The 24,956-nt window shown below is 36.8% G+C and carries 20 protein-coding genes; 3 read left to right on the forward strand and 17 right to left on the reverse strand.

What is annotated here, in order from left to right; translation table 11 throughout:
- Positions 1-57: 57 nt before the first annotated feature.
- From bshC to rpmB, 8 genes are all read right to left on the reverse strand, one after another.
- On the reverse strand, positions 58-1,644 hold the full coding sequence (bshC, locus tag CRO54_RS15595; RefSeq protein ID WP_097132993.1) for a bacillithiol biosynthesis cysteine-adding enzyme BshC: 1,587 nt from the start codon (positions 1,642-1,644) through the stop codon (positions 58-60).
- Between the two features lie 189 nt (positions 1,645-1,833).
- Positions 1,834-3,165, reverse strand: a complete 1,332-nt coding sequence (gene rimO / locus CRO54_RS15600; protein WP_097132994.1) for a 30S ribosomal protein S12 methylthiotransferase RimO — start codon at positions 3,163-3,165, stop codon at positions 1,834-1,836.
- 18 nt (positions 3,166-3,183) lie between these two features.
- Positions 3,184-3,450 (reverse strand): type II toxin-antitoxin system RelE family toxin, encoded by a 267-nt coding sequence (locus CRO54_RS15605; protein ID WP_097132995.1) that lies wholly within the window; start codon positions 3,448-3,450, stop codon positions 3,184-3,186.
- Positions 3,450-3,659, reverse strand: a complete 210-nt coding sequence (locus tag CRO54_RS15610; RefSeq protein WP_097132996.1) for a hypothetical protein — start codon at positions 3,657-3,659, stop codon at positions 3,450-3,452. The genes CRO54_RS15605 and CRO54_RS15610 overlap by 1 nt, the downstream gene beginning before the upstream one ends.
- A 13-nt stretch (positions 3,660-3,672) precedes the next feature.
- Positions 3,673-4,635 (reverse strand): signal recognition particle-docking protein FtsY, encoded by a 963-nt coding sequence (ftsY, locus tag CRO54_RS15615; RefSeq protein WP_097132997.1) that lies wholly within the window; start codon positions 4,633-4,635, stop codon positions 3,673-3,675.
- Between the two features lie 67 nt (positions 4,636-4,702).
- The gene (locus CRO54_RS15620) at positions 4,703-4,867 is read right to left on the reverse strand and encodes a DUF4295 domain-containing protein (RefSeq protein ID WP_097132998.1); all 165 of its coding nucleotides are present in this window, start codon (positions 4,865-4,867) and stop codon (positions 4,703-4,705) included.
- A gap of 82 nt (positions 4,868-4,949) precedes the next feature.
- Positions 4,950-5,132, reverse strand: coding sequence for a 50S ribosomal protein L33 (rpmG, locus tag CRO54_RS15625; protein ID WP_015809322.1), 183 nt, complete (start codon positions 5,130-5,132; stop codon positions 4,950-4,952).
- 38 nt (positions 5,133-5,170) lie between these two features.
- A complete protein-coding gene (gene rpmB / locus CRO54_RS15630) occupies positions 5,171-5,404 on the reverse strand; it encodes a 50S ribosomal protein L28 (protein ID WP_097132999.1) in 234 nt (77 codons plus the stop codon).
- A gap of 509 nt (positions 5,405-5,913) precedes the next feature.
- Here rpmB and acs point away from each other — a divergent pair.
- Positions 5,914-7,806 carry an acetate--CoA ligase gene (gene acs, locus CRO54_RS15635; RefSeq protein ID WP_097133000.1) on the forward strand — a complete coding sequence of 631 codons (1,893 nt, stop codon included), beginning with the start codon at positions 5,914-5,916 and terminating at the stop codon, positions 7,804-7,806.
- Between the two features lie 32 nt (positions 7,807-7,838).
- Here acs and CRO54_RS15640 read toward each other — a convergent pair whose 3' ends face one another.
- The gene (locus CRO54_RS15640; protein ID WP_097133001.1) at positions 7,839-10,244 is read right to left on the reverse strand and encodes a hypothetical protein; all 2,406 of its coding nucleotides are present in this window, start codon (positions 10,242-10,244) and stop codon (positions 7,839-7,841) included.
- Between the two features lie 138 nt (positions 10,245-10,382).
- On the opposite strand from CRO54_RS15640, the gene CRO54_RS15645 reads away from it, so the two are divergent.
- Positions 10,383-10,568, forward strand: a complete 186-nt coding sequence (locus tag CRO54_RS15645; protein ID WP_097133002.1) for a CsbD family protein — start codon at positions 10,383-10,385, stop codon at positions 10,566-10,568.
- Between the two features lie 128 nt (positions 10,569-10,696).
- Here the strand turns inward: CRO54_RS15645 and CRO54_RS15650 are convergent, their stop codons facing one another.
- The 6 genes from CRO54_RS15650 to CRO54_RS15675 all read right to left on the reverse strand — a co-directional run bounded on the left by CRO54_RS15650 (position 10,697) and on the right by CRO54_RS15675 (position 17,807).
- On the reverse strand, positions 10,697-12,244 hold the full coding sequence (locus tag CRO54_RS15650; RefSeq protein ID WP_097133003.1) for a DHA2 family efflux MFS transporter permease subunit: 1,548 nt from the start codon (positions 12,242-12,244) through the stop codon (positions 10,697-10,699).
- Between the two features lie 110 nt (positions 12,245-12,354).
- Positions 12,355-13,392, reverse strand: a complete 1,038-nt coding sequence (locus CRO54_RS15655; protein WP_097133004.1) for an HlyD family secretion protein — start codon at positions 13,390-13,392, stop codon at positions 12,355-12,357.
- A gap of 7 nt (positions 13,393-13,399) precedes the next feature.
- Positions 13,400-14,722: a TolC family protein gene (locus CRO54_RS15660; RefSeq protein ID WP_097133005.1), complete on the reverse strand. Its 1,323-nt coding sequence runs from the start codon at positions 14,720-14,722 to the stop codon at positions 13,400-13,402.
- Positions 14,719-15,339, reverse strand: a complete 621-nt coding sequence (locus CRO54_RS15665) for a TetR/AcrR family transcriptional regulator (protein ID WP_097133006.1) — start codon at positions 15,337-15,339, stop codon at positions 14,719-14,721. The genes CRO54_RS15660 and CRO54_RS15665 overlap by 4 nt, the downstream gene beginning before the upstream one ends.
- 110 nt (positions 15,340-15,449) lie before the next feature.
- Positions 15,450-16,004 (reverse strand): transposase, encoded by a 555-nt coding sequence (locus tag CRO54_RS15670; RefSeq protein WP_097133115.1) that lies wholly within the window; start codon positions 16,002-16,004, stop codon positions 15,450-15,452.
- A 96-nt stretch (positions 16,005-16,100) separates the two neighbouring features.
- Complete coding sequence (locus CRO54_RS15675; protein ID WP_097133007.1) at positions 16,101-17,807, reverse strand: M28 family peptidase; 1,707 nt, start codon at positions 17,805-17,807, stop codon at positions 16,101-16,103.
- Between the two features lie 629 nt (positions 17,808-18,436).
- On the opposite strand from CRO54_RS15675, the gene CRO54_RS15685 reads away from it, so the two are divergent.
- Entirely contained in the window at positions 18,437-21,028 is a 2,592-nt protein-coding gene (locus CRO54_RS15685) for an AsmA-like C-terminal region-containing protein (RefSeq protein WP_097133009.1), read from the forward strand.
- Between the two features lie 179 nt (positions 21,029-21,207).
- Here CRO54_RS15685 and CRO54_RS15690 read toward each other — a convergent pair whose 3' ends face one another.
- Positions 21,208-22,752, reverse strand: a complete 1,545-nt coding sequence (locus tag CRO54_RS15690) for a glycosyltransferase family 39 protein (protein WP_097133010.1) — start codon at positions 22,750-22,752, stop codon at positions 21,208-21,210.
- A gap of 33 nt (positions 22,753-22,785) precedes the next feature.
- Positions 22,786-24,750: a beta-N-acetylhexosaminidase gene (locus CRO54_RS15695; RefSeq protein ID WP_097133011.1), complete on the reverse strand. Its 1,965-nt coding sequence runs from the start codon at positions 24,748-24,750 to the stop codon at positions 22,786-22,788.
- Positions 24,751-24,956 lie beyond the last annotated feature (206 nt).

Below are 24,956 nucleotides of genomic sequence, written 5' to 3' on the forward strand. Positions count from 1 at the left end.
GTTAATTTCGAGGCTCAGTTTTATTTAATCATTTACTCATTCAAAACTCAATCATTTTTATGCAAGTATTAAAGTGAAATCCCCACCTAACGGCTCAAAGTTTTCAATTAAGGATGAAATAAAATCGTCGCCATACTCTACATACATTGGCGCTAAGTTAGCTACACGTTCTTGTAAAGTACCGCTAGGGAATAATCTCTTTTTAAGGTTTTCGATTTGGGTAATAGACACTTCGTGATTTCTCTTTTCTGCTCTAAAAAACTTTTTTTCTAGTTTGTCTAGCAGTTTTTCTGTTTTGGTTAATACCGAATCAGCAGATACTTCTAAGGTTTTATCAATTTTAAAAGCATTCAATTTTATCTTATCAAATACTGCTCTGATATTCGCTTTTTCGTCAGTTAAACAGATCGCTGCATCACTATTTGCGTTAATCCATTTTTCTTGTAAAGCTTCAGTCGATAGGAATATGTCTTCAAAATTGAAACCTAATTTGTGAAGATTAGCAAAACTTCTTTTGTCGATTACCAGTGCAGAATTTCTTAACAACAAAACTGGAAAATCGACTTTGTAAAAATCGAAATTAGCCTTTAATTGCATCCAGTAGGAAACTTCGGCACCGCCACCGATATAGGCGATGTTGGGTAAAATCACCTCTTGGTACAACGGTCGCATAATCACATTTGGACTAAATCTTTCTGGGTTTGAATCTATCTCTGCAAGCAACTCCGTTTCTGTGAATTTAATTTCTGTGTGGTTAACGCTGTAAAAATCCCCTTCTTTAATAATCCTTTCACGAAGATTATCTTTTAAATAAAAGAAGTTAATATCTCTTACATTTACTTGGGTCTTATAACCAGTCTCTTCTAAAGTTTTGCTTGTTTCTTCGGTTAATCTTGCACTGTTTTGCTCGGTAATATCACTTTTAATAATAGCTGCAAACTGTGCTTTTAAAGAAGCATCATCTGCGTTGATAATCACTAAGCCATACTGCTCAAACAGACTGTTCACCAATACTCTGGTGGCATCTGCTAAATTTTCATTTTCTAAATAAGCTTTCTCAACTAGTTTGCCTAGTTTTTTACCATTCTTGCTGATGCCTAAATATCCTTTGTAAGCTTGTACTGCCGCTGCTACCGTTTTAGTGCTTAATCTTCCAGTAGCACCATTGGTTTGTTGTATCCAGCTGATGTTCTTTTCATCTACGTTAACATGATTGATTTCCTCAAAGTCATGGTCTTCGGTAGCCATCCAGTAAACAGGTACAAAATTTTGCTCTGGATAGGCAATTTTCATCTCCAAAGCCAAATTAATAGTGGTTACAATTTTGTAGATGAAATAAAGAGGGCCTGTAAAAAGATTAAGCTGGTGCCCTGTAGTAATGGTGTAAGTATTGTTTTTAGCAAGTAAATCAATATTTGCATTTACCGCTTGATTAACCTTTATAGATTGATATTGTTGTTGTAGTGCTTTAACTAAAACGGCTCTATCTCCAGTAAATTGATGTGCATCTACTGCCTGTTTCAACCCTTGGATATCGGGTCTGTAGCTATAGAAAGATTTTAGAAATTCAACATCGTTCACATAGTCTAAAACTAGTTTAGAAAATGAATGTGTGTCCTGATAAGAAATGTATTTAGCCTTCACATTTCGAAATTAAATTAAATTTTGAAACAAGTATAGCCATTCGCTTTATTTTACACTTTATCAATGTTTCGGTTTATTAAAAATGCATAAAAAAACCTCGTAGGTTTTTAAAACTTACGAGGTCTATTATAATTTGATAGCTTGTAGATTTCTCCACTCGCTACGCTGCGGTCGAAATGACGAGAGAAACTATTTTACAATCTGTCCGTAAAGGTCAAAATCTTCCGCTCTATCTACTTTTACATTTACAAAGCTACCGATAGCTGCATAACCAGAATTTGCATCAATTAAAACTTCGTTATCTACCTCTGGTGAGTCGAACTCTGTACGGCCGATAAAGAAATCACCTTCTTTTCTGTCAACCAATACTTTGTAAGTGTTACCTACTTTTTCTTGATTGATTTCGTAGGAGATGCCTTGCTGCAATTCCATAATTGCATCTACACGTTCTTGCTTGATTTCTTCAGGTACGTCATCCACTAAATCATAAGCATGCGTTTTTTCTTCATGCGAATAAGTGAAACAACCTAAACGGTCGAAACGAGTATCTGCAACCCATTGGTACATTTCTTCGAAGTCACGTTCTGTTTCGCCTGGATAACCACAAATTAGTGTGGTACGCATGGCGATGTTTGGAACTTTAGCTCTAATTTCGTTAACAATATCAATGGTTTTCTGCTTTGTAGTGCCTCGACGCATTGATTTCAGCATGTTGTCTGTGATGTGCTGCAAAGGCATATCTAAATACTTACAGATATTTTCACGCTCGTTCATCGCATCTAAAATTTCCATCGGAAATCCAGCAGGATAGGCATATTGTAATCTGATCCACTCAATTCCGTTGACATCAGATAAGCGACGCAAAAGTTCATCTAAGTTTCTCTTGCCATACAAATCTAAACCATAGTAGGTTAGGTCTTGAGCAATTAAAATGAGTTCTTTAGTTCCGTTGGAAGCTAATATTTTAGCTTCGTTTACTAACTCGTTCATGTCTCTTGAAACGTGTTTTCCACGCATCAGCGGAATAGCACAGAAAGAACAAGGGCGGTTACAGCCTTCCGCAATTTTAAAGTAAGCGAAGTGTGAAGGAGTGGTTAACAAACGCTCACCAATTAGCTCGTGTTTGTAGTTAGCACCTAAAGAATGTAATATATTTTGAAGGTCGTTAGTGCCAAAAAATGCATCAACGTTAGTAATTTCAGCTTCTAAGTCTGGTTTGTAACGTTCAGAAAGACAGCCGGTAACAATCACTTTTCCAACTTTACCTTCTTCTTTTAGCTGACTGTATTGTAAAATGGTGTCGATAGACTCTTGTTTCGCGTTATCGATGAAACCACAGGTATTAATTACTACAATATCATCTTTCCCTAGTCTATTCGATTCGTGCTCAACATTAAGATTGTTGCCCTTCAATTGTCCCATTAACACCTCGCTATCGTAAGTGTTTTTAGAGCAACCAAGTGTAATTACGTTAATCTTAGGTTGAGTTATTTTTGTAGTAGTTTTGTTTTTTGTAATCATTTTTTTCTGAATGGATAGCTAAGGGAATAATTTGTAAATCTCTTTGCGATGAAGTACTCTTTCAAAAGTGAGTGACTCATTTTCAAGTTTTATGCCTATTCGGAAATTCCCAAATCTAATCTTATAATAATGCTGGTAGCCAGATAGTTTTTCCAGTTTGTTTATTTCGGAGGAGCTGTTGTATTGGTTGATTTCGTCAAATACAAAATTTTCAATCTTATCTCTATCTTTCTTTGGCAGAGAAGATAGGTCTTTAAGAAATTTCTTGTTGTATTGAACAACCATTATTTCTTTTTTATTGCACTATAATATGCTAAAGCATCTTCTTTTAATAGATTATCTTCCGTATTATTTTGCTTCATTAATTCAGCAAAGTTTACATCTTCTTTTTCTTCTTTGCTTAGAATGTGCGAAGACAAGCCCATTTTCTCTGCCAATTCTTTTAGCAGTGATATGTCTTTTTTATTATCAGTATGTATAATAATGCTTGCCATAATCTAAAATTAACTATTTAAACAACGAATTCACAAACTCTTTCTTATCGAACAATTGTAAATCGTCCATTTTTTCTCCTACGCCGATGTATTTAACTGGAATTTTAAATTGATCTGAAATGCCAATAACTACACCACCTTTGGCTGTGCCATCTAATTTTGTAATTGCTAATGCATTTACGTCTGTTGCTTCGGTAAATTGTTTGCACTGCTCAAAAGCATTTTGTCCGGTAGAACCATCTAGCACTAGTAAAATCTCATGTGGCGCATTGGGAATTACTTTTTGCATTACATTCTTGATTTTACCAAGCTCGTTCATTAATCCAACTTTGTTGTGCAAACGACCAGCAGTGTCGATAATGACTACATCTTCTTTGTTAGCTACGGCTGATTGTAAAGTATCGAAAGCTACTGAAGCAGGGTCTGAACCCATCGCTTGTGCAACTACACGTACACCAACGCGTTCGCCCCAAAGTTTAATTTGGTCTACAGCAGCAGCACGGAAAGTATCGGCAGCGCCAAGCACCACATTTAATCCTTCTGCTTTTAGTTTATGAGCTAATTTGCCAATAGTGGTAGTTTTGCCAACACCGTTCACACCAACAACCATAATTACGTAAGGTTTATGGTCGCCGTATTCAAAATTTCGGAAATCATTGCTATTGTTTTCTGCAAGTAATAACTGGATCTCATCTCTCAATAAACCATTAAGTTCAGACGTAGATAGGTACTTGTCTTTAGCAACACGTTCCTGAATTCTCTCGATAATTTTTAATGTAGTAGTTACACCTACGTCGGAAGTTACCAGCACTTCTTCCAAGTTATCTAATACATCATCGTCTACGGTAGATTTTCCGGCAACAGCTTTAGTTAACTTACTAAAAAAACCTTCTTTAGTTTTTTCCAGTCCTTTATCTAGCGCTTCCTGAGCTTCAGGTGCGGTTTCTTTCTTCTTGAAAAAATCGAATAAACCCATAAATTGATAAAATAAAAAAAGCCCTTCCGCTTATACGGAACGGCTCTTAAGCTGTTCTTAAATATTCTTATTTGCTGTTTGCAGTAGCAATAGCATCTTTAACGTGATCATTGTGAACAATTGATTCTTTGAATGAATAAGCACCAGTTTTTGGAGACTTAGTCATTACGATCACTTTTGAATATTCTTTACCTGTACCTGTTTTAAGGGTTGCAACTACTTTCTTTGCCATGTTTTTTAAATCTAATGATTGAGTGAGTGAATTTCGGATGACTGAACTTAATTGTGTAAGTCAATCATCTACTCATTCAAAATTACTTAATTTCTTTGTGTACAGTTACTTTTCTCAAAACCGGATTGAATTTTTTCAACTCTAAACGCTCAGTAGTGTTTTTACGGTTTTTAGTAGAGATGTATCTAGACATACCAGGCATACCACTTGTTTTATGCTCTGTGCATTCTAAAATAACTTGAACTCTGTTACCTTTTTTTGCCATTTCTTTATTAGTTTATGCCGTAACTACGGCAAATGTTATTACAAATATCCTTTTTTCATGAAACGATTAATCGCTTCAGAAACACCAATTTTATTGATGGTTTTAATAGCCGAAGTAGATACTTTTAGCGTTATCCAACGATCTTCTTCAGGGATATAAAATTTCTGAAGTTGTAGGTTAGGATAAAACTTGCGCTTAGTTTTAACGTTCGAGTGAGAAACGTTATGTCCTTTCATCGCGGTTTTTCCTGTTAAATCACAAACTCTTGACATGACTTTATTTTGTTATTTGTTATTCGTCGCTTAATTCTTTTTAAGAGCCTGCAAATATCTGAATAATTTTTCTAACCATCAAGTGTGTTGCGAAAATATTTTGAGATATTTTATTTGGGTGTAAAATGAGTTAAACAGCTAGCTATTAACGCAGAAAGCACAAATGTTATTTATCTCTTTTAAAGAGACGCTAAATTAATTGTTTTAGTATGTAAAATACCAATTTCTAAGTATTGCAACTGGTTGTGAAACAGTGTACTTTTATTTTTTTAATGTGCATCGCTGTAAAGTGATCAAGGATATATAACTAAGTTGCTAGCTCCAATTTTAGCCTCTGCCTAAAAGCAGAGGCTTTTTAAATTTAACGATTTCTCATTTTCTAAAATTGGAATAAAAGACATTATTTTTTGATAGGATGTTTGTAAAATTGAGACGATTTTGATGTTTTTATAGTATTTAATTACTTAATTTAGCAATCGAACAAATCCAAAACCTATTATAGATATACTATGCAAATCAAATCTTTTGAGCAGTATGAAGAAAGCTACAAAAAAAGTATTGAAAACCCAGAGCAGTTTTGGGGCGAAGTAGCCCAAAACTTTCAATGGAGAAAACCTTGGTACAAAGTTCTCTCGTGGAATTTTGAGGAACCGGAAATCAAATGGTTCGAAGGAGCTAAGCTTAATATCACAGAAAACTGTTTAGACCGACATTTAGAACATAATGCAGATAAGCCTGCGATTATCTTTGAACCAAATAATCCAGAACAAGATAGCATAACCTTAACTTATAAAATGTTGCACGAAGCGGTTTGTCGCTTTGCGAATGTTTTAAAAAGAAATGGTGCACAAAAAGGAGATCGTATCTGTATTTACATGCCAATGGTGCCAGAATTGGCTATTGCAGTTTTGGCATGTGCCCGTATTGGTGCCGTACATTCGGTTATTTTTGGTGGTTTTTCTGCTAAATCTATTGCTGATAGAATTAATGACTCGCAATGTAAATTGGTAGTTACTGCCGATGGTGTATATCGTGGAGCGAAGCCTATTCCGTTGAAAGAAGTAATTGATGATGCTCTAATTGGCTGCCCTACAGTTGAAAAAGTGATTGTACTTACTCATGCAAGAACGCCAGTAAGTATGCTTAAGGGGAGAGATGTTTGGTGGGAAGATGAAGTAAAACACGTAAATGCTGTGTGCGAAGCCGAAGAGATGGATGCCGAAGATTTACTTTTCATCCTTTATACCTCAGGTTCTACGGGCAAACCTAAAGGTGTAGTACACACTTGTGGTGGTTACATGGTTTACGCAGGCTATACATTTAGTAACGTATTTAACTATCAGCCAGATGAAGTATATTTCTGTACAGCAGATATTGGTTGGATTACCGGACATTCATACATCGTTTATGGACCACTTTCTCAAGGAGCGACAACGTTAATTTTTGAAGGTGTACCTACTTATCCAACACCGTCTCGTTTTTGGGATATCGTTGAAAAACATAAAGTAAATATATTATATACCGCACCTACGGCCATTAGATCATTAATGGGCTATGGTGATGAGCCTTTGAAAGGAAAAGATTTAAGTTCTTTAAGAGTTTTAGGCTCGGTTGGAGAGCCAATTAATGAAGAAGCGTGGCATTGGTTTGATGAAAAGATTGGACATGGAAATGCACCAATTGTAGATACTTGGTGGCAAACAGAAACAGGCGGCATCATGATTTCACCAATTGCGAATGTAACCAAAACTAAGCCTAGTTTCGCTACTTTACCTTTGCCTGGTATACAGCCAGTATTGGTAGATGAGAACGGTCTGGAGATCGAAGGAAATGGTGTAAGCGGTAACTTGTGTATCAAGTTTCCTTGGCCAGGCATGTTGCGTACTACGTATGGAGATCATGAACGTTGTAAACAAACTTATTTTTCTACCTACCCAGGGATGTATTTTACTGGCGACGGCTGTTTAAGGGATGAGGACGGTTATTACAGAATTACTGGTAGAGTAGATGACGTACTGAACGTTTCTGGACATAGAATTGGCACGGCTGAAGTAGAAAATGCGATTAATATGCATGCCGGCGTGGTAGAAAGTGCTGTAGTAGGTTATCCTCACGATGTAAAGGGACAGGGTATATATGCTTTTATCATTTGCCCTAATCATCATCAAGATGCAGAGTTGACCAAAAAAGATATTTTACAAACCGTAACTAGAGTAATTGGTGCTATTGCAAAACCTGATAAAATGTTATTTGTAACAGGCTTACCGAAAACTAGGTCTGGTAAAATTATGCGTAGAATTTTAAGGAAAATTGCTGAAGGTGAAACTTCGAATTTAGGTGATATTTCAACTTTGTTGGATCCTGCTGTGGTAGAAGAAATTATTGAAGCTGCAAAAGGTTAAGATTTAATAAAATATATAGATAAGGGCAGGTTTTAATTAATCTGCCCTTTTTGTTTTACTTCAAATTTTTGCTCTGTATAAATCACATCGTCTTTGGTAATACCTTGTATAATTACCTTAAACATTCCCGTGATATCACTTGTATAGAAAGTTAATGCCGTTTCTTTTTTAGGTTGAAGAATTGTACCATGATTCCAATAGATAGTTGAGAAAAAAGCAGGCTCTAGCGGATCCTTATAGTCGTGTAAATAAAATTCTTTATGGTAGCGAATGCCTGAAAACGCTACGAATGACTTATCTTCCTCTGTATAAGTTTTGCATTCTTGGTAAGGACCGTTGCTTCCTTTATAGGTAACCCCAGCTATAGGTTGTGAATTTCCTGGGTCATTAGCGTGGTTTGTACAATTTAAAATATCATACATACATACGTAGTCGCCGCAAGAATTGGCTCCAAAGCCGCCTTTTGCGTAGTGGAAGCGTGGTCTATCAACAGTTTTTTTAATGGTTACTTCTTTTAGTTGAATAGCCTTTTCATTATTTTTTAGTACTAAATCCGAATTGTTGGTAAGGTTTAAAGGTACTGTTGGAATAAGAGAAGCTTCTGTTTTACTAAGGTCTTTGCTGGCTTTTTCAAATGCATCATTGATTTCAATATTGTAACTTTCTTTGTTAGTTGCATTCACAAACAAGTGCATTTTCTTTCCGTATTCGGTAATTAAATCAGGAGTGCTAAAATCAAATTTTCCCTCCATGGAGGTTTCGATTACTCTGATATTGCTGTCTCCAAATGTGGCGAGATTTATAGCAGCGGTGAGCGGCTTTTTATTCTTCTTTACAATGCCTGTAATTTGTAAACTGTCGATATTCTTTAAAGTATCTGATGGTTTAATGTCCTGCGTTTGTTGCCATGTGTATCTTCGCCAGCCTTTTACGCTTAAGATTTGCTCCAAATAATCTCTGTCTTTGTAAATGGACGTTTTACCATTAGACGGCATATTTTCTAGTTGGTTTCTGATGTAGGTATAACTCTCAATATCATTGCTGTTTCTTAGCGTCAGCCTGTTTTCTTGAACAACTGCAATAGAAACGATTGCAGTTTCGGGAAGTTCTTTGCTATCTAATGTTAGCGATACTTGTTCCCTTTGGTGGTACGTATTTTTATCAGTGTTTGTGTATATAAGATCCTTGTTATTGTAATGTGCAAAGAATAATCGTTCTGCCAAAGGTCTATCTAAGCTATCGGTGATTGTGATGGTATTAAGCCCTTTGGGTATCTCTGCTAAAGGTATTTTAAGTTTTCTGATTTTCATCTCCATATCAAATGGGATGTCTAAAAAGCACTGCTTGAAATTGTGAATACGAATGAAAAATTTTTGACTTTTATGATTTCTCAAGATTAAACTTAAAGTATCTTCTACAACGGCATTTTCAATGTTAATGACCAAGCCACTACTAAGTACTTTAGGTAGTTTATAAACCGTATCCGCTAAGCTGTTGTTTGCTAATTTAACTGTATAAACAGCATTTTCATCTGCAAGTAACTTAAACTTTCCGATGCCATAACTGTTAGTTTCTATCGTATCAATTGGGAAATTATTCTTGAACAAAAATGCTTTTAACGCAATTGGTCTTTTTTGTAAATCGGTAACCTCCCATGCTACCGTAGAAATAATGTTCGTTACTAAGTTACCACCTTCTGGAAAGAACTTTACGTTTGCTGTGATTTTTCCAGTAGGTAAAGGCATACTCAAAAAACTACTGTCTTTTTGATATTTGAGCTTCACACTAATATTGGGATCTACCAAGTTTTGTTGCTTAGGGATAGTCAAAAGCAGTTGCCCAGCTGCATCTGTTTTTGCTGTTTTCTGTACTGTACCGTATTTATAGTTGACTGATACAGGCTTAGACAGAAATTTGTAATCATTGGTTGTTACCGAAATCAAAACCTGATTTTCTTTGTTGGAAATACTTGGGTTTTCAACCAGCTTGATATTCGCTCTGAAAGGCAATTCGATATTGGTTTTAATAGTAATTGGTTGTTTAAAGATAAGCTCCGGTTTGCCATTAACCAGTTTGTCTGTATAAGCTAAAAGTTGATAATTTCCAGTTACTACAGAATCTGGAATAAGCATGTTTCCAAAAGCCAAACCATTTTGAATTAGAAATTTATCTGATTTGACTAAAGCAGAGTCTACATCTCTAACTAATGCTACAGCTAAAATTTTATGAGCGTTTAAATGAAATTTTTCAGTCTTTAAAATATAAGCGGTGAAATAAACAGTTTCATTATTTGAGTAGATATTCTTGTCGAAATGGACAAATAGATTCGTAGTTGGGTTTGCCAAATGATTGAAAGCAATTTTTTGAGCAATATTACTTTGTCCAGATCCTTTAACGGAGATTAAGCATATAATGAGAGTGAAGAATAACCAGCGCATCCTTAAAAATAGAATTTTACAAGATAAATGCAATGCTTGTCTCGTAATTGTTTCATTTTAGGTTAATGCTCTTTTTTCAAACATTGTTAAAGGCAACTTGTTCTTCTATCAAACAGAAACTAATTTAAAAAACACATTATGGATAAGTTAGAATTAAAAGGAAAATGGAACGAGTTGAAGGGTAAAGTTAAACAAGCCTATGCAGATTTAACTGATGACGATTTGAAACATGAGGAGGGAAAAGATGAAGAATTGTTGGGGAAATTGCAACAAAAAACCGGAAAAGGTAGAGAAGAGTTGGTGAAGTGGATTAACTCATTATAAGAAAAAACTCACTTGAGTTATAATTGGTCGGAAGGTTAATCTTCCGACTTTTTATTTTTAAAGCTCTTTGGTAAATAAAAAGGCCAGTGAAAAAATCACTGACCTCATTGTTATTGTGTGTTGGAGTATTAATGTACATCCACAGGGATGTTGGTATTCTTTTTGAATTTCTGTAAGTATAAAAGTGGTATTGAACAAAGCATTACGCCACCAGCCACCCAATAAGCATCGCTATAAGTAAGTAATAAGCTTTGCTTGATTACTGCACCTTCGATAGCTTTCATCGCCATTAATTTAGCATCTAAAAAGGTAGAACCTTTAGCAATGAAATTTTGCATCAAGCCATTTAAACGTTCGGTAAATGCTGGGTTATATTCGTTGATGTTGACGAGTAAATTACTTCGGTGGAAACCTTGACGAACATGTATCAATGTAGTTAATGCTGCAATACCAAAAGAACCACCTAATTGGCGCATCATGTTATTTAAACCAGAACCTTGGCCAATTTCTGCACCTTTTAAATCTTGCATGGCAAGTGTTGTTAGTGGTACGAACAGTAGTGCCATACCGAATCCTCTAATTACCAATGGCCAGAAAAATTGCTCTGTTCCAGATGATAATGTAGACTTGCTTAACATGTGACAGAAGATGAAAAATAGCAGCATTCCGCCGGTAGCCATAAACTGTGCTGGTACGCCTTTCTTTAACATAATACCAATAAAGGGCATCATGGCAATGGTACAAAGTCCGCCAGCAATAAAAACTTCGCCAGTTTGTAGTGGTGAGAAACCCAACAATGTTTGACAAAAAATTGGGAATACGAACACCGAACCGTACAAGCCAAAACCTAAAACAAAGGAAGTAATCATCCCGATGGAGAAACTTCTGTGCCTCATGATTTTGAAATTCACGATAGGATATTCTGTAGATAATTGTCGCCAGATAAATAGCAATAAGCCAAAAACAGAGGTTACTGCCAATACCGTAATGTATGGCGTTGAAAACCAATCTTCGCTTTCGCCTTTTTCTAACAAAGTTTGTAAACTACCTACTGCAGTAGCTAGTAAGGCAATCCCGATCCAGTCTACAGGCATACCTTTGCCGTCTTTTGGCGTTTCCCTCACGAAAGTATAGGTGAGGTAGGCGGCGAGAATTCCTACGGGAATGTTTACGTAAAAAATCCAAGGCCAATTGGTGATTTCCAAAATATAACCACCAATGGTAGGGCCAACGGTTGGTCCAACTACAGCACCTAATCCAAATAGAGCAGTAGCAATACCTACATCTTCACGAGGCCAAGTTTCAATCAAGATGGCTTGTGCAGTTGCAATTAATCCGCCACCGGCTAAACCTTGTAAAATACGGAAACCAACAAGCTCCCAAAGTGATGTGGCATTACCGCATAAAAATGAGGCAATGGTAAAGAGTACGATAGAAAATAAGAAGTAATTTTTACGTCCAAATCTGCTGCCTAACCAGCCCGACATGGGTAAAATAATCACGTTGGCTACAGCGTAGCCTGTAGATAACCAGGCTACATCTTCTAGCGTAGCACCCAAGTTACCTTGTATCTGTGGTAATGCAACGTTTACAATGGTAGTATCAATGAGCTCCAATAAAGCTGCGGTGATTACCGTAATCGTGATTATCCATTTTTTTAAACCTACTTCGGCCATTATTTTAATTTTTGGTTATGAGTTACAGGTTGTGGGTTACGAGATATAGCAAGTGATTAATTTGACTGTTTGCAAAGTAAACTCACAACTCGTAACAGGCAACTCGAACCTTATATAGCGACAGATACTTTCACGCTCATTCCTGGACGTAATTTTTCTAATACAGCTTTATCTTTGTTAACGATTTTGATTTTTACTGGTACACGTTGTATCACTTTTACGAAGTTACCAGTAGCGTTATCTGGAGGTAGTAACGAGCCTTTTGCACCTGTAATAGGAGAGAAGTTGTACACTTCACCTTCAATGTCTTGGTCTGGGTAAGCGTCTACATCAATTTTTACTTTTTGCCCAGAGTGGATTTTTTCTAGTTGTGTTTCTTTAAAATTCGCAGTTACGTAGATACTGTTATCGTTTACAATCGAAAATAAAGATTGTCCAGCTTGTACCAACTGACCTTTTTGCACACTTTTCTTACCAACAGTACCAGTAGTTGGTGCTTTTATTTGTGTATAAGAAAGCTGTAGTTTGGCAAAATCAACATCAGCTTGACGTTGCGTAACACCAGAATTGCTTACGCTTAATTGCGATTGTGTGGTGCCCACTTGTTTTACAGCAGCATGATATTGGTCTACGGCTGCATCGTAACTAGCTTGGGCAGTTTCCTTTTGTGCTTTCGCTTGGTCAAATGCTTGTCTGGTGATTGAACCATCTTTCACCAAGTTCTCATATCTATCGAAGTCTTTTTTCGCTAAATCCAATTTCACTCTAGCAGCTTCAATGTTTGCTTTTGCAGTGGCTGTGTTAGCAGAAGTAGCAACAATTTGTGCTTGAGAAACGCTAACTCCTGCGTTAGCACCAACCTGTCCTGCTTGTGCTTGCTCTAACTTGATTTTGTAGTCGCTGTCATCCAATGTTACCAAAACTTGGTCTTGGTTTACTTTAGAATTTTCTTCAAAGTTGATGTCTTTCACGTAACCGCTTACTCTGGCAATTACCGGACTGATATCTCCGTCAATTTGAGCATCGTCGGTATCTACGTGCTTGCTGTAATAATTATATTCGGTGATGCCAAAAAAGGCGCCTATCAAAATAAGTACACCTAATATGATAGGAATTACTTTATTTTTCTTTTTTGCTGGCTGTGTCATTTTATGCTTAGTTATATTGTGATATTTTTCCTGTTGATTTTAATAAAGTGTAGTAAGCTAGTTTGGCTTCGGCTTTTGCCAATTCCAAGTTAATTTTAGCTTGATACAATAGCGTTTCTGCATCTATCCTGTCGGTAGCAGAGGCAATGTTGTTTTGATATTTCGATTCTAATAACCTATCGTTTTCTGTGGCTTGCGCAATAGAAGTTTCTAGTACATTAATTTTTTGTACCGCCAGCTGATAGTTTTGATAGTTTCTATTCAACTCTGTTTTTACGTTATCAGTGAAGATGTCTTTCTGCGTATCTATTTCTAGCTGCTGTACTTTAGCTTCGGCTACTTTGTTTTTATTAGTCCATAGCGAACCGATGTTCCAAGAAACCGTAGCGCCTAAAGTTATTGGCATTACAAATTGTTGGTTGCTAGGAATAAAATTGCCACTCGGATTAATGTAGTACAAGTTCGCACCTAAATCCACAGTTGGTAAAGTGTTAGCTTTAATAGTTTTGATGTTGTAATCAGCTGCTTTATGTTGCAAGCCAAACTGTTGTAATTCTTGTCTAGTAGTTAAAGCAGTGCTTAAATAATCAGAGAAAGTAGTTAATTGTGGCAAGGCAGCCTCCGTATCTTTAATTTCGATGTCCGTGTTTTCGGCCAAACCCAAAAGTATATCTAGGTTATAATTGATAACTTTCCTGTTGCTCTCAATCTCCAAATCAGTTAAAGAAACATTCGCTTGTTGCAATTGAAATCTCAATACATCATTTTTGGTTACTAAACCTTGCTCGTAAAAACGTTGTGCTTGTTTTAATTGCTTGGCAATAGCTGCTAGATTTTGCGCCACCACTTTTTTGCTTTGCAACAGTTTGTATAATGAGAAATATCCGTTTACCACCGCGTAACTCACTTCTTCCTTGTTTTTGTCGGCATCTAATACGGCAATCTCCTTTAAAAGTTTGGTAGATTCCTGTGCGTATTTCAGCTTTCCACCGCCGTAAACTAATTCTTGTACTGCAGCAGTTCCAACAAATGCATCTGCTCTTTTAGGTAAATGTATTGGATTTCCTTCGCCAATTTTCAAGGTGTTTGTAGGGATTTCGGCGTGGTTATACATGAAGCTCGCAGTAGCGCTAGGTAAGGCATTATCCTTAACCACAGCTAATTTTGCAACGGCTTCATCTATTTTTTGTTGAGATAGTTTTAGGTTTTTGCTATTGGCAAGACCTAAATCTACCGCTTCTTGAAGGCTTAATTGCTTTACATTTTGCGCCTGCAATATTGCGGGGATAGCTAGGCTAACGAAAAGCAATTTCATTTTTATTGGTATCATTGTTTGGGTGTTAAATGCGTAAGTATCATGTCTTGCAGGTGGGCAATCAAACGTTTTTTGATTACTTCTCTGTCTTTTTCATTATTGAGATCGTAATTGCTATCCGGAGCGATTTTGTTGGGAGAGGTGGTAACCATAGAAATAGTTCCCATCACACTTACAATGGTCATTCTAATATCCACATCTCTAAAATCTCCGCTCGAAATTCCATCTTTGATGATGTCTTCAATCACAATTAAATTTTGCCCCATTGCTTCTTTAATTTGGTCGAAAACTTCTGGACGAAGAGAAAGTGATAGCTCTCTGTGCATCATTTTATGGAAGTTTGCATTGCTCAAAATACGGGTAGCATATTTGTCAATTACCTTCATCAGTTTTTCCTTAGCAGGGATATTTTCATCCTTAATCTGGTTCAATTGTGATTTGAAACTCAAAACCCTTTCTTCCATAATCTCCTTGAAAACGCCCATCTTGCTTCCAAAATAGTAGTTAATCATAGCCATATTAGCACCAGATTCGGCGGCAATTTGACGGGTAGAAGTTCCTTCGAAGCCATATTCGCAGAAAAGCTTTTCAGCTGCTACGAGAATGTCGGTCTTTTTATCGGTTTTTTCCATCGTTATTTTTTTGACGATGCAAATTTAATCAATCGATTGATTAAATTGCAATAGTGATGATATCAGTTTGACAAATGGATGATAAATGGATTGTAGAGGAAAGGAGGTTGTTAGTGATGAAATTTATCTTTTTGCGAGTTTAAAGGGTTGTTTTCAATGTAATTCGAGATATTTTGGTACGCATTTTCATCACGAATGATATGTTCATAATAATTTCGTTGCCAAATATTTTTGATGTTATAATTTGTGATAAACCATTTGGTAACCCCAATTTTAAAACCCCGCACCATCGAACCAATCGTTTGTGATGTACCGTGACGTAGGGGCAAATCATGATTTGCCCTTATGCCGTTTGATAAATTGATATCGTATAAGGGCAAATGATGATTTGCCCCTACAGCAGGTGCGTTAATTTCAATAATTCCATGAACATGATTGGGCATTACAACAAATTCATGCAAAACGACATTAGTAAAGTGTTCTGGTATCGCCAACCAGCAAATCTGTGCCTGTCTTCCCGCATCGTTTAACAACATCTGTCCGTTAACGATTTTTCCGAAACGATGAGCTCTATCCTGACAATTGATTGTAATGAAATATAAACCTTCCTGCGAATAGTCATATCCCCGCAATCTGATAGAATGCCTGTTGAATGATTGATGCATTTGTTTTTCTAATAGGTGATGATTAAAAATACCAAAAACCTCTAAAAACAAAAAACGCCACTGGAAAGCAGTGGCGTTTTAAATGTCATTGTCAATCTATTTAGATAATTCAGACAAATATTCTTGTGTTTGTTTTTCTACCGCCAGCGTAGCTACTTTAATACTAGAACCAACACGAGTTGTTTTCGGGTCAACCGCTAGTTTACCAATGGTTGCCAAAGCATCTACATACCATTTCCCCCAAACTTCGATGATATGTTTTTCGTCTTTTGCAGATTTACCTTCAGCAATAGCTTTTTTACTCAATTCAAACTCAGTTTTTAAACGAACTAATGCATCTTCCTTAATCTGGGTTACCGTAACAGATGCTGTATTTTCATCGGCTGTAATTAAAGTATAAGCTGCGGTTAGTGCACTTATGCCCACGTTTTTCATCGTTTTGGCAGAAACTTTATCAATTCTATCGTTATCCGTATGGTAAAAAACATCAGTAAAGTGCCACATCAACAAACCTGGAATTTTATTCTGCAAAAATGGGGTATGGTCGCTACCACCTTCAAAAGGATTAAACTTCACGGTCCAGTTGGCAAATTTGCCTTGTTCTTTACAGATATCGAATACGAAATCGTTGAAATAATGTGGGAACAAATCTTTCTCCTTCACATCGCCAGCACCCCATTCCGAGTGTTTGTCTTCACCTCTGGTCCAAATGGCTGAAGGGTCTGGCATTTTCTCTAGCAAGAAAGTACCACCAGTTTTCTCAGTGTCTTCGCCCACCATATCTAAGCTCATTCCCCATAAAATACCTTTGGCTCTGGTATTATCTTCAACAATATAACGTTTGGTTGAAGTAATCTCATCGCCCCATAAAAAGGTTAAACTACGTTGAGGTTTCAACTTTCCACCTTTTACCAATTGTGCCGTTAAGCGAGCCATTTCTGCCAAAGTACCAACACCCGAAGCATTATCGTTAGCACCTGGTTCTTGTACGTGGGCACTATAAACGAAACGTTCTTGCGGTTTTACACTGCCACGAACGTTAGCTACAATCGTCAATTCTTCGGCAGGATAAGTTTTTGTAGTGATATTTATTTTCAATTCTACTTTACCTTTTTGGCAAGCTTCTTTCAGCCTTTCTTTAGATGCATACGATAAAAACAAAGCCCAAATACCTGCGTTAGCTTGCATCGGACTAAACTGTATAGAAGTAGTATGTTTGGTAGGCTGGTTATATTCTGGAAGTGCAAAACCCAAAGCACCAACAGCGCCAGCTTTCGCTGCCAAGCTTACTAAACGCTGTGCTGGCATATCGCCAAAAACAATTTTACCTTTCAAATCTTTGCCTTCTAAATCTTCTTTGCTGGCTTTGTTTACAAAAACCACTTCCGCGGTAAGGCCTTCTGCAGGTGTAGAAGCACAGTTAATGGGTATCATGTTGCGGTTAGTCTTAAACGATTGTAAAGACGAACTTTCTCCAACAATGCTGATATTCGCATCCACAGGTTCCCAAGCATCACGTTTCATCGGTCGTTTTTCGATGCGATAGGTTAGGGGAGCTTCAAATTCATCCTTTTTTTGCAGTACGTAGCCCGCTTTTTTCAAGATTTCTTCTACTCGGTAAATACTGGCATCGAAACCTTTATTGCCCGGTAAACGGAAAAATTGCTCCACAAAAGCAGTAGTAGCGTAAGCGTTTTTCTCGTTAAAACCAGCTCTGGTTAATTTAAAATATTGTTCCTTTTGGGTTTGAGCAGTTGCATTGAAAGTCAGTGCAGTCAAGGCAATAAAAAGTAGTTTTTGCATGTTTAATGTTGTAGAAGGCAAAAGTAGTATAATCGGGCTTAAAAATAATCAAACTCCAATAATCAATCATCAAAACGTTTATCGATGTTGGTTAAAAAGATTTGAAAAGCAGGATAATTGCTACTATTTAGGTTTGGTCCCGCTATCCGCTTTATCCCGATAAAATCGGGATGCTCGCTGCTATCGGGTTTAATGAAGAAAAATCCGTTCAACTATTAACCAATGTGGCTAAAGCCAAAACAAATTGCATAAAACCGTTGGCTAAAGCCAACGGCAATGATTGGCAAATGCTCTATATGATTTGTAGGATGTACATTTTGGTATTCTTTGCCGTTGGTTTCAACCAACGAATAAAAAGATTAAATAACTAAAAGTCTGCGCCGAAAAGATTAGCACAGGAGGTGAATTGGCAGGTGTTTTGCACAGGTTTATGTTTTGTAAACCCGATTGGAGCGGATTCCGATTTTTCGTCGGAACAGCGTAAAGCGGGATTGTAGTAGCCATGAAATACTAAAAGAAGGTTTTCAAAGAAAATATCTAATAATCAAACTTCAAATTCCAAAAAACTAAATAACGAACAAACCAAACAACCAGCTAAAATCATATTTTTGTTTCACAAATTACACACCATGAAGAAAGTCTTAATTACCATCGCCATTGTTTTCGTTGTTTTATTGATTTCTGCGGCGGCTGTACCTTATATTTTTAAAGACCAGATTGTTGCTAAAGTAAAATCGGTGATTAACGAAAAAGTAAATGCAAAAGTAGATTTTAAAGAATTTGATTTGACCTTAATCCGTTCGTTCCCAAAAATGGGCATTCGCTTAAACGACTTATCGGTAATTGGTGTAGATAGTTTTGCTCAAGATACCCTAGCCAACATTAAACAATTACAGCTCGATTTGAATTTGATGAGCGTAATTAAAGGCGAAACGTATGAAATTAATGCAGTAAGTCTGCAAGAGCCAACCATTTTGGCGAAAGTTTTAAAAAGCGGTAAAGCCAATTGGGATATTATGAAACCTGATAGTGCTGCAAAACCTAGCGATACAGCGAGTACGGCTTTTAAAGCTGCTTTAGAAAAATATTCCATTGAGAAAGGGAAAATTACTTATGACGACGCTTCGTTGAATTTCTTTTTACAGGCAGAAAACTTAAATCATAGTGGTACAGGAAATTTTACTCAAGATATTTTTACGCTAACCACATTATCTGATATCGAAAAACTGACGGTAAAATACGGTGGTATTCCATATTTAAATGGTGTGGTTTTGGATGCTAGCTTGCCATTGGAAATGGATATGAAGCAGATGAAATTCACTTTTGGAGAGAATAAAATTAAGCTGAACGAATTGGTACTTTCGGCAGTGGGTTATTTGGCCATGCCTAACCAAACCGATATGGTAATGGATTTAAAGTTTGATGCGCAACAATCGGATTTGAAAAACTTCTTGTCGTTAATTCCTGCTATTTATACAGCCAACTTTAAGAATATGGAAGCTACGGGTAAATTTGGTGTAGATGGTGTGGTGAAAGGAACTTACAACGAAAAAACCATCCCAACCTTTAATTTGAACTTGGGCATTGTAGATGGAAGAATTAAATATCCTTCGTTGCCGTCTGCTATTAATAACATTCAGGTAAAGGCAAATATTGCTAACCCAGATGGTGTTTTAGACCATACGGTGGTGAATATTCCAGCTTTCCATTTAGAGTTTGGCAAGGCGCCGTTGGATGGTCGTTTGTTGGTTAAAAACCCAGTGAGTGACCCTTTTGTAGACATGGCTTTGAAAGGAAATTTAGATTTAAAGCAACTGACTACCATTTTTCCTTTGAAAGATATGACTATTTCTGGTGTGCTTTTAGCGGATGTTCAGGCTGCGGGTAGAAAATCATCTATAGACAAAGGGCAGTATCAAGACTTTAAAGCATCTGGGCAAATGCAGGCAACAAACTTTGTTTATGCTGGTAAAAATGTACCTATGCCAGTAAGTATTACTTCCGCTAAAATGACTTTCAGTCCGAAGAACATTACCTTGAGTAACTTGGTAGCAAAACTGGGGAAAAGTGATTTTGCTGCTAGTGGTTCTATAAATAACTACTTGAATTATGTGTTTAAAAAGAACCAATTGTTGGAAGGTAATTTCAATTTGGCTTCTAACTATATTGATGTAAATGAGTTGATGGGGCCAAAAGCTACTGAAGAAACGAAAAAAGACGAAGTGCCATTAACGGTTTTTGAAGTGCCAGCAAATATCAATTTCAATATGGCTTTAAAAGCTAATCAATTAAAGTATGATAAATACGACGTCAAAAATGCAAAAGGTGCTTTGCAGGTAAAAGATAGAACGGTTTACTTTAAAAACTTAGGTTTGGATATGGTTGGCGGAACTATCAAAATGAATGGTTCTTATGCAACTATTAATCCTAAAAAACCAAAGGTAGATGTAGATTTTGGAATGGAGAAAATCGATATTCAACAAGCGTTTAATGCCTTTAATACGGTTAAACTACTAGCACCAATTGCACAATATGCCAAAGGAAGTTTCTCCACCAATTTGAAATTTAATTCTGATTTGGATGAGAAAATGATGCCAATTTACTCGTCAATTAATGCAGAAGGTTTGGCAAATATTATCCAAGCGGTGGTAGATGGTTTTGAGCCTGTAACCAAATTGGCGAATACTTTAGGAGCGACAGAGTTGAAGAAATTGGAAGTAAATGATTTGAAGACGAAGTTTAAAATTGACAATGGTCGTTTGATTGTTGCCCCTTTTGATATTAAGGTAAAAGGTGTGAGCATGAATGTACAAGGTTCTAATGGCATTGACCAATCGATGGATTACGCTTTGATTTTGAATGTGCCAAGGGCGATGTTGGGAACCAAAGCTAACGAAGCTGCAAATTCTGCAATGGCGGCTTTAAATAGCAAGTTAGGAACAAATGTGTCTATGGGCGAAACGATTAAAATTAACGCAGATTTGTTGGGTACTTTCTTGAAACCGAACATCAAACTTAAATATGGTGCAGGAGAAGGAAGTGCGGGTAGTGCTGCAAAAGCGGTGGTTAATCAGGTGGTAGCAGAGAAAAAAGCAGAGCTAGAAGCTAAAGTTAAAGAGCAGGTAGATACTTTGAAGAAAAAGGCGGTTGATAAAGCAACAACTGAAATTGGAAATAAGTTGAAAGGCTTGTTTAATAAAAAGAAAAAGGATACGCTGTAGCGAAAGTGACATTGTAAAGCTATATACTAAACCTCATATGTTTTAGAAACCTATGAGGTTTTATGCTCCCGTCATTTCGAAAGCAGAGAGAAATCTGACGGATTGTTTTCTATTTTTAAGATCTATTGACCAAGCTAGATTTCTCCTATCGTCGAAATGATGTACTTAGAATAATGTTATTATTGTAAATTCCCTTTGGCTCGTTCTTCTCGTAACAATGCCGCCAAATCTATTTTTGGTTGCTCAAGCAAAATTAACCTAGTACCACTTTCTCTAGCAAACGGATTTTCTAATTTACTAACGGTAGTAATTTTATTAAATAGGCTTAAATCGCGGGTTGAACTTAGGTTTTTTGCTGTCTTAATTCTAATCACAGTATTGATTTGCCTATCCAGATTTACCCATTTATCGTAGTCTGTATTAAAAGCATCTGCTTGTAGTCCATCAACTTTTGTGTAATAATTAATAGCACCAGCTTGACCATAATTATCGCACAAAATTAAAATACTCTCTTTGTTGGGCAGACTTAAATAAATAGAATCCACTTTGTGGGCTAACTCTTTCCATCCTAACATATCTGCAAAATCCTGAGAAATTGGATATTTCTTTCCGTCTTCCCAAGTGTGCTCACTAAATGAAAGTTTTTGTTCTGCATTTTTTACATATTTTTCTGGCGTGTAAATTGGTAGGGTGATTTCCAACATCAGATAGAAGAAAAATAATATCATAGCAACTAAAGCATATCTGAGATAAAACTTCCATCCATTACTTAAAAGTTGGGAGATGTAGATTGAGCCAAAAGCAAAAAAGATAGGGTAAAGTCCGATGGCATAGTATGCTTTTGCTTTTAGGAAAACGAAAATACTGATGGTAAACACAAAAGCCCAGAACAGAAAGCGGTAAGGCTTAAATGGAGCGTAAGTAAAAAAGGAAACAAATCCTGCAAATAGTATAACGATAGAACCAATGAAAAAGAACAACTGTTCTTTAAAAAAGCTAATTCTACTCACATGTACTAGTTGCGTTTCGGCCAATTCTTTCATGTGGGCAAATACAGGAAATCCATTTTGGTATTGCCATACGAGGTTAGGACTGATTAGTAATAAAGCCAGCAAACCTGCAAAGTAAAAATGCTTGTTCAAATATAATCTCTTATGAACACTTAGAGCTAATGCAGGTAAGATGCCAACTATACAAAATGCGATATTGTACTTGTTCAGAAAGCCGATTGCAACACCTACAGCCAACCAATACAGCCATTTTTTATCATCTGTTTGGATAAACCTAATGATGGCATAGTATAAAAATGTCCAACAAAGAATATCTAAAGAATTAGGTTGGTAAAGAATATTGATCCTTATCAAAACAGAAAATAGCAGTGCTGTAGCGGCAAGTGTACGAGCAAACAAGTTCCCTTTTAAGCTTTCGATGGTTTTCCATACAATGAGGATGGTTAAAGCTCCAAAGAGGGAAGGGAAGAATTTGACCCAAAAGTGGCTGTTGCCCAGTTGTAGTATCATCCATGAAATCCAAGAGGTAACTGGTGGCACTGAATGATAACCCCAAGCAAGATGTTTAGCTTGGTCTAAGTGCAGATATTCATCACGTTGTAGCTCGTAAACCGGATTTACTACTAGATACTGAATGATTATTTTAAAAAAAAGGAATGAAAACAGCAGTAATTGATTTAATCGTTTCTGAGTTTCCATTCCTTTGATAGCCATAACATTTAATGCTTTATGAGGCAAAATAGTTTTTTATTTTTTCATTGGTGCTCTTTTGTTAAGTTCTTCTATCGGCATGTTCATCATTCTTCCAATAGGTTTTTTACCACGGTAAGTAATTACCCTTAACATATTTGCATCTATCGGAACCACCAAAGGCTCGGTGTATTTCGGGTAAAAATGGTCTGGAAAAGAATTGTCGAAACTGTAATAGATATCCAAATCTTCAACTTCTTTATCAAGTGTCACCAGCAGCTTTCCATCCGCTGTGCGTTTCACGGTAAAAATTGGGTCGTAAACACTTGGTGCGTATTTTGTCTCAGCAATAGCTAAACGCTCGAAATGCTGTTCGGTACGAGCGAAAAAGTTATTCCAATTTTTCTTTTCTTTAGGGCTCCAAACACTTTCTGCCAGTGCAAAACCACGTGGCCAAGTTTGGTATTCTGCTTGTCGGATGTTATAAACCTGCTCGGTCCATAAGTTACCTTGACCACCCTTGATATATTTAGGGTCTACACCATCTGGAACCGGATCAAACTGGTAAGTTTTGCTGAGCCTTAAACCTTTGTAAACTTTTGGTTCGGTGATTTCATCGGCTTGCATGTAATCTAGATAAGCGTATTGTGTAGGGCTCATCACTACTTCATGCTTATTTTTTGCAGCTTGTACACCGTATTTCATATCTCTCCAGCTCATTACAGCAGTGCTTTGAGATACACCACCTTCTAGCACTTCGTCCCAAGCCATAAAACGTTTACCGTGTTTAGCTACAATTTTCTCCAACCTGCGCTCGAAATAACTTTGTACTTGGTGCATGTTTTTCAAATTCTCACGTTTCATCAACTCCAGAATCTGTGGTGTTTTCTCCCAAAAATTATGAGGAGCTTCATCGCCACCCATGTGCATGTATTCGAAAGGGAAAATCTTTGCCACCTGCGAAACTACAGTATCTAAAAACTCATACACTTTCTCATTAGCTGGGCAAAGTGTATTGTCTACCATTGCCAATGGTGGGACTCCACGGCTCCAATCCATGATACGTTCGCCACTACGAACTTTATAATTTACAGCATCTGGCGTACAAGAAAGCTCTGGGTAGGAAGCTACAGCAGCTAAGCTATGTCCAGGAACGTCTACCTCTGGTAGTATATTTACGAATCTTTCTTTAGCATAAGCTACCAGTTCTTTCAAATCTTCTTGGGTGTAAAAACCACCATAGTTGCGAGGTTCTTCTGGTTTTGTAGGAATGAAATTGCCAAATGAACCTACACGTTTTACGTTCCAAGCGCCTACTTCTGTTAGTTTTGGGTAACCTTTAATTTCAATTCTCCAACCTTCATCATCAGTTAAGTGTAGGTGAAGGATGTTGTATTTGTAACGTACCATCGCATCGATGTACTGCTTTACTTCGTCTTTCGTAAAGAAATGTCTAGCCACATCAAACATCAAACCTCTCCAGCCTAAACGAGGGTAATCGGTAATGTTAACGCAAGGAACTTTCCACGTTACATCTTTAACTTCTTCCTTACTTTCTATCTCTTTTGGCAATAACTGCATCAGCGTTTGTACGCCGTAAAAAATACCTGCAGGTTTATTTGCGGTGATGGTGATTTGCTGCGGTGTAACTTGTAAATGATAACCTTCTGCACCAATTGCAGCGTCATTTCTTTCGGTAAGTACCAATCTGATATTTGCAGTATTGGAAGCCGCTGCGGTAGAACTTACAAAATATCCCGTAGGTACGCTTAAACGTTCTTGTAAGAAAGCAATAGCCTGCTTAAGTTCTGTGGGTTTGCTAGTTTGTATTAAGATGCTTTCGGGAAGTTTAAAATGTCCATCTTGTTTGGTAATGGTTACAGGTTCTGGAATAATTGCAATTTCACTGTGCGCATGATTGGCCGTTTGGTTCAATGCTATTTCATCAGTTGCTACGACAGTATTTTGTGCTAGCGAACCGAGGGATAAAGAAATGAGAGCAGACGAAAGGAGTAGTTTCATGTTATATTTTGGTTGTGTGAAATGGCAATTTATCTAAAATTTAGGAGGTAGGCAATTGATTATTAAAAAATATTAAAAACTATTAACGAATAGTATTAAACATTAAGGAATTAAGGAACTTTAAGTTTTATTAATCTTAAAGTTTCTACATATCTTTTCTACGATTTGCTACTCTCTCCCTTTGGGGAGAGATGCCCAAAGGGCAG

This window comes from Pedobacter xixiisoli, assembly GCF_900215335.1.
GTDB lineage: Bacteria > Bacteroidota > Bacteroidia > Sphingobacteriales > Sphingobacteriaceae > Pedobacter > Pedobacter xixiisoli.

Bases quoted from the DNA above. Each gene is read 5' to 3' on its own strand.
- ftsY (WP_097132997.1), bottom strand. From the start codon at position 4,635: ATGGGTTTATTCGATTTTTTCAAGAAGAAAGAAACCGCACCTGAAGCT.
- rpmG (WP_015809322.1), bottom strand. From the start codon at position 5,132: ATGGCAAAAAAAGGTAACAGAGTTCAAGTTATTTTAGAATGCACAGAG.
- CRO54_RS15675 (WP_097133007.1), bottom strand. From the start codon at position 17,807: ATGCAAAAACTACTTTTTATTGCCTTGACTGCACTGACTTTCAATGCA.
- CRO54_RS15685 (WP_097133009.1), top strand. From the start codon at position 18,437: ATGAAGAAAGTCTTAATTACCATCGCCATTGTTTTCGTTGTTTTATTG.
- CRO54_RS15645 (WP_097133002.1), top strand. From the start codon at position 10,383: ATGGATAAGTTAGAATTAAAAGGAAAATGGAACGAGTTGAAGGGTAAA.
- CRO54_RS15640 (WP_097133001.1), bottom strand. From the start codon at position 10,244: ATGCGCTGGTTATTCTTCACTCTCATTATATGCTTAATCTCCGTTAAA.
- CRO54_RS15620 (WP_097132998.1), bottom strand. From the start codon at position 4,867: ATGGCAAAGAAAGTAGTTGCAACCCTTAAAACAGGTACAGGTAAAGAA.
- CRO54_RS15690 (WP_097133010.1), bottom strand. From the start codon at position 22,752: ATGGCTATCAAAGGAATGGAAACTCAGAAACGATTAAATCAATTACTG.
- rimO (WP_097132994.1), bottom strand. From the start codon at position 3,165: ATGATTACAAAAAACAAAACTACTACAAAAATAACTCAACCTAAGATT.
- CRO54_RS15655 (WP_097133004.1), bottom strand. From the start codon at position 13,392: ATGACACAGCCAGCAAAAAAGAAAAATAAAGTAATTCCTATCATATTA.
- CRO54_RS15605 (WP_097132995.1), bottom strand. From the start codon at position 3,450: ATGGTTGTTCAATACAACAAGAAATTTCTTAAAGACCTATCTTCTCTG.
- CRO54_RS15670 (WP_097133115.1), bottom strand. From the start codon at position 16,004: ATGCATCAATCATTCAACAGGCATTCTATCAGATTGCGGGGATATGAC.
- rpmB (WP_097132999.1), bottom strand. From the start codon at position 5,404: ATGTCAAGAGTTTGTGATTTAACAGGAAAAACCGCGATGAAAGGACAT.
- CRO54_RS15660 (WP_097133005.1), bottom strand. From the start codon at position 14,722: ATGATACCAATAAAAATGAAATTGCTTTTCGTTAGCCTAGCTATCCCC.
- CRO54_RS15650 (WP_097133003.1), bottom strand. From the start codon at position 12,244: ATGGCCGAAGTAGGTTTAAAAAAATGGATAATCACGATTACGGTAATC.
- CRO54_RS15610 (WP_097132996.1), bottom strand. From the start codon at position 3,659: ATGGCAAGCATTATTATACATACTGATAATAAAAAAGACATATCACTG.
- CRO54_RS15695 (WP_097133011.1), bottom strand. From the start codon at position 24,750: ATGAAACTACTCCTTTCGTCTGCTCTCATTTCTTTATCCCTCGGTTCG.
- CRO54_RS15665 (WP_097133006.1), bottom strand. From the start codon at position 15,339: ATGGAAAAAACCGATAAAAAGACCGACATTCTCGTAGCAGCTGAAAAG.
- acs (WP_097133000.1), top strand. From the start codon at position 5,914: ATGCAAATCAAATCTTTTGAGCAGTATGAAGAAAGCTACAAAAAAAGT.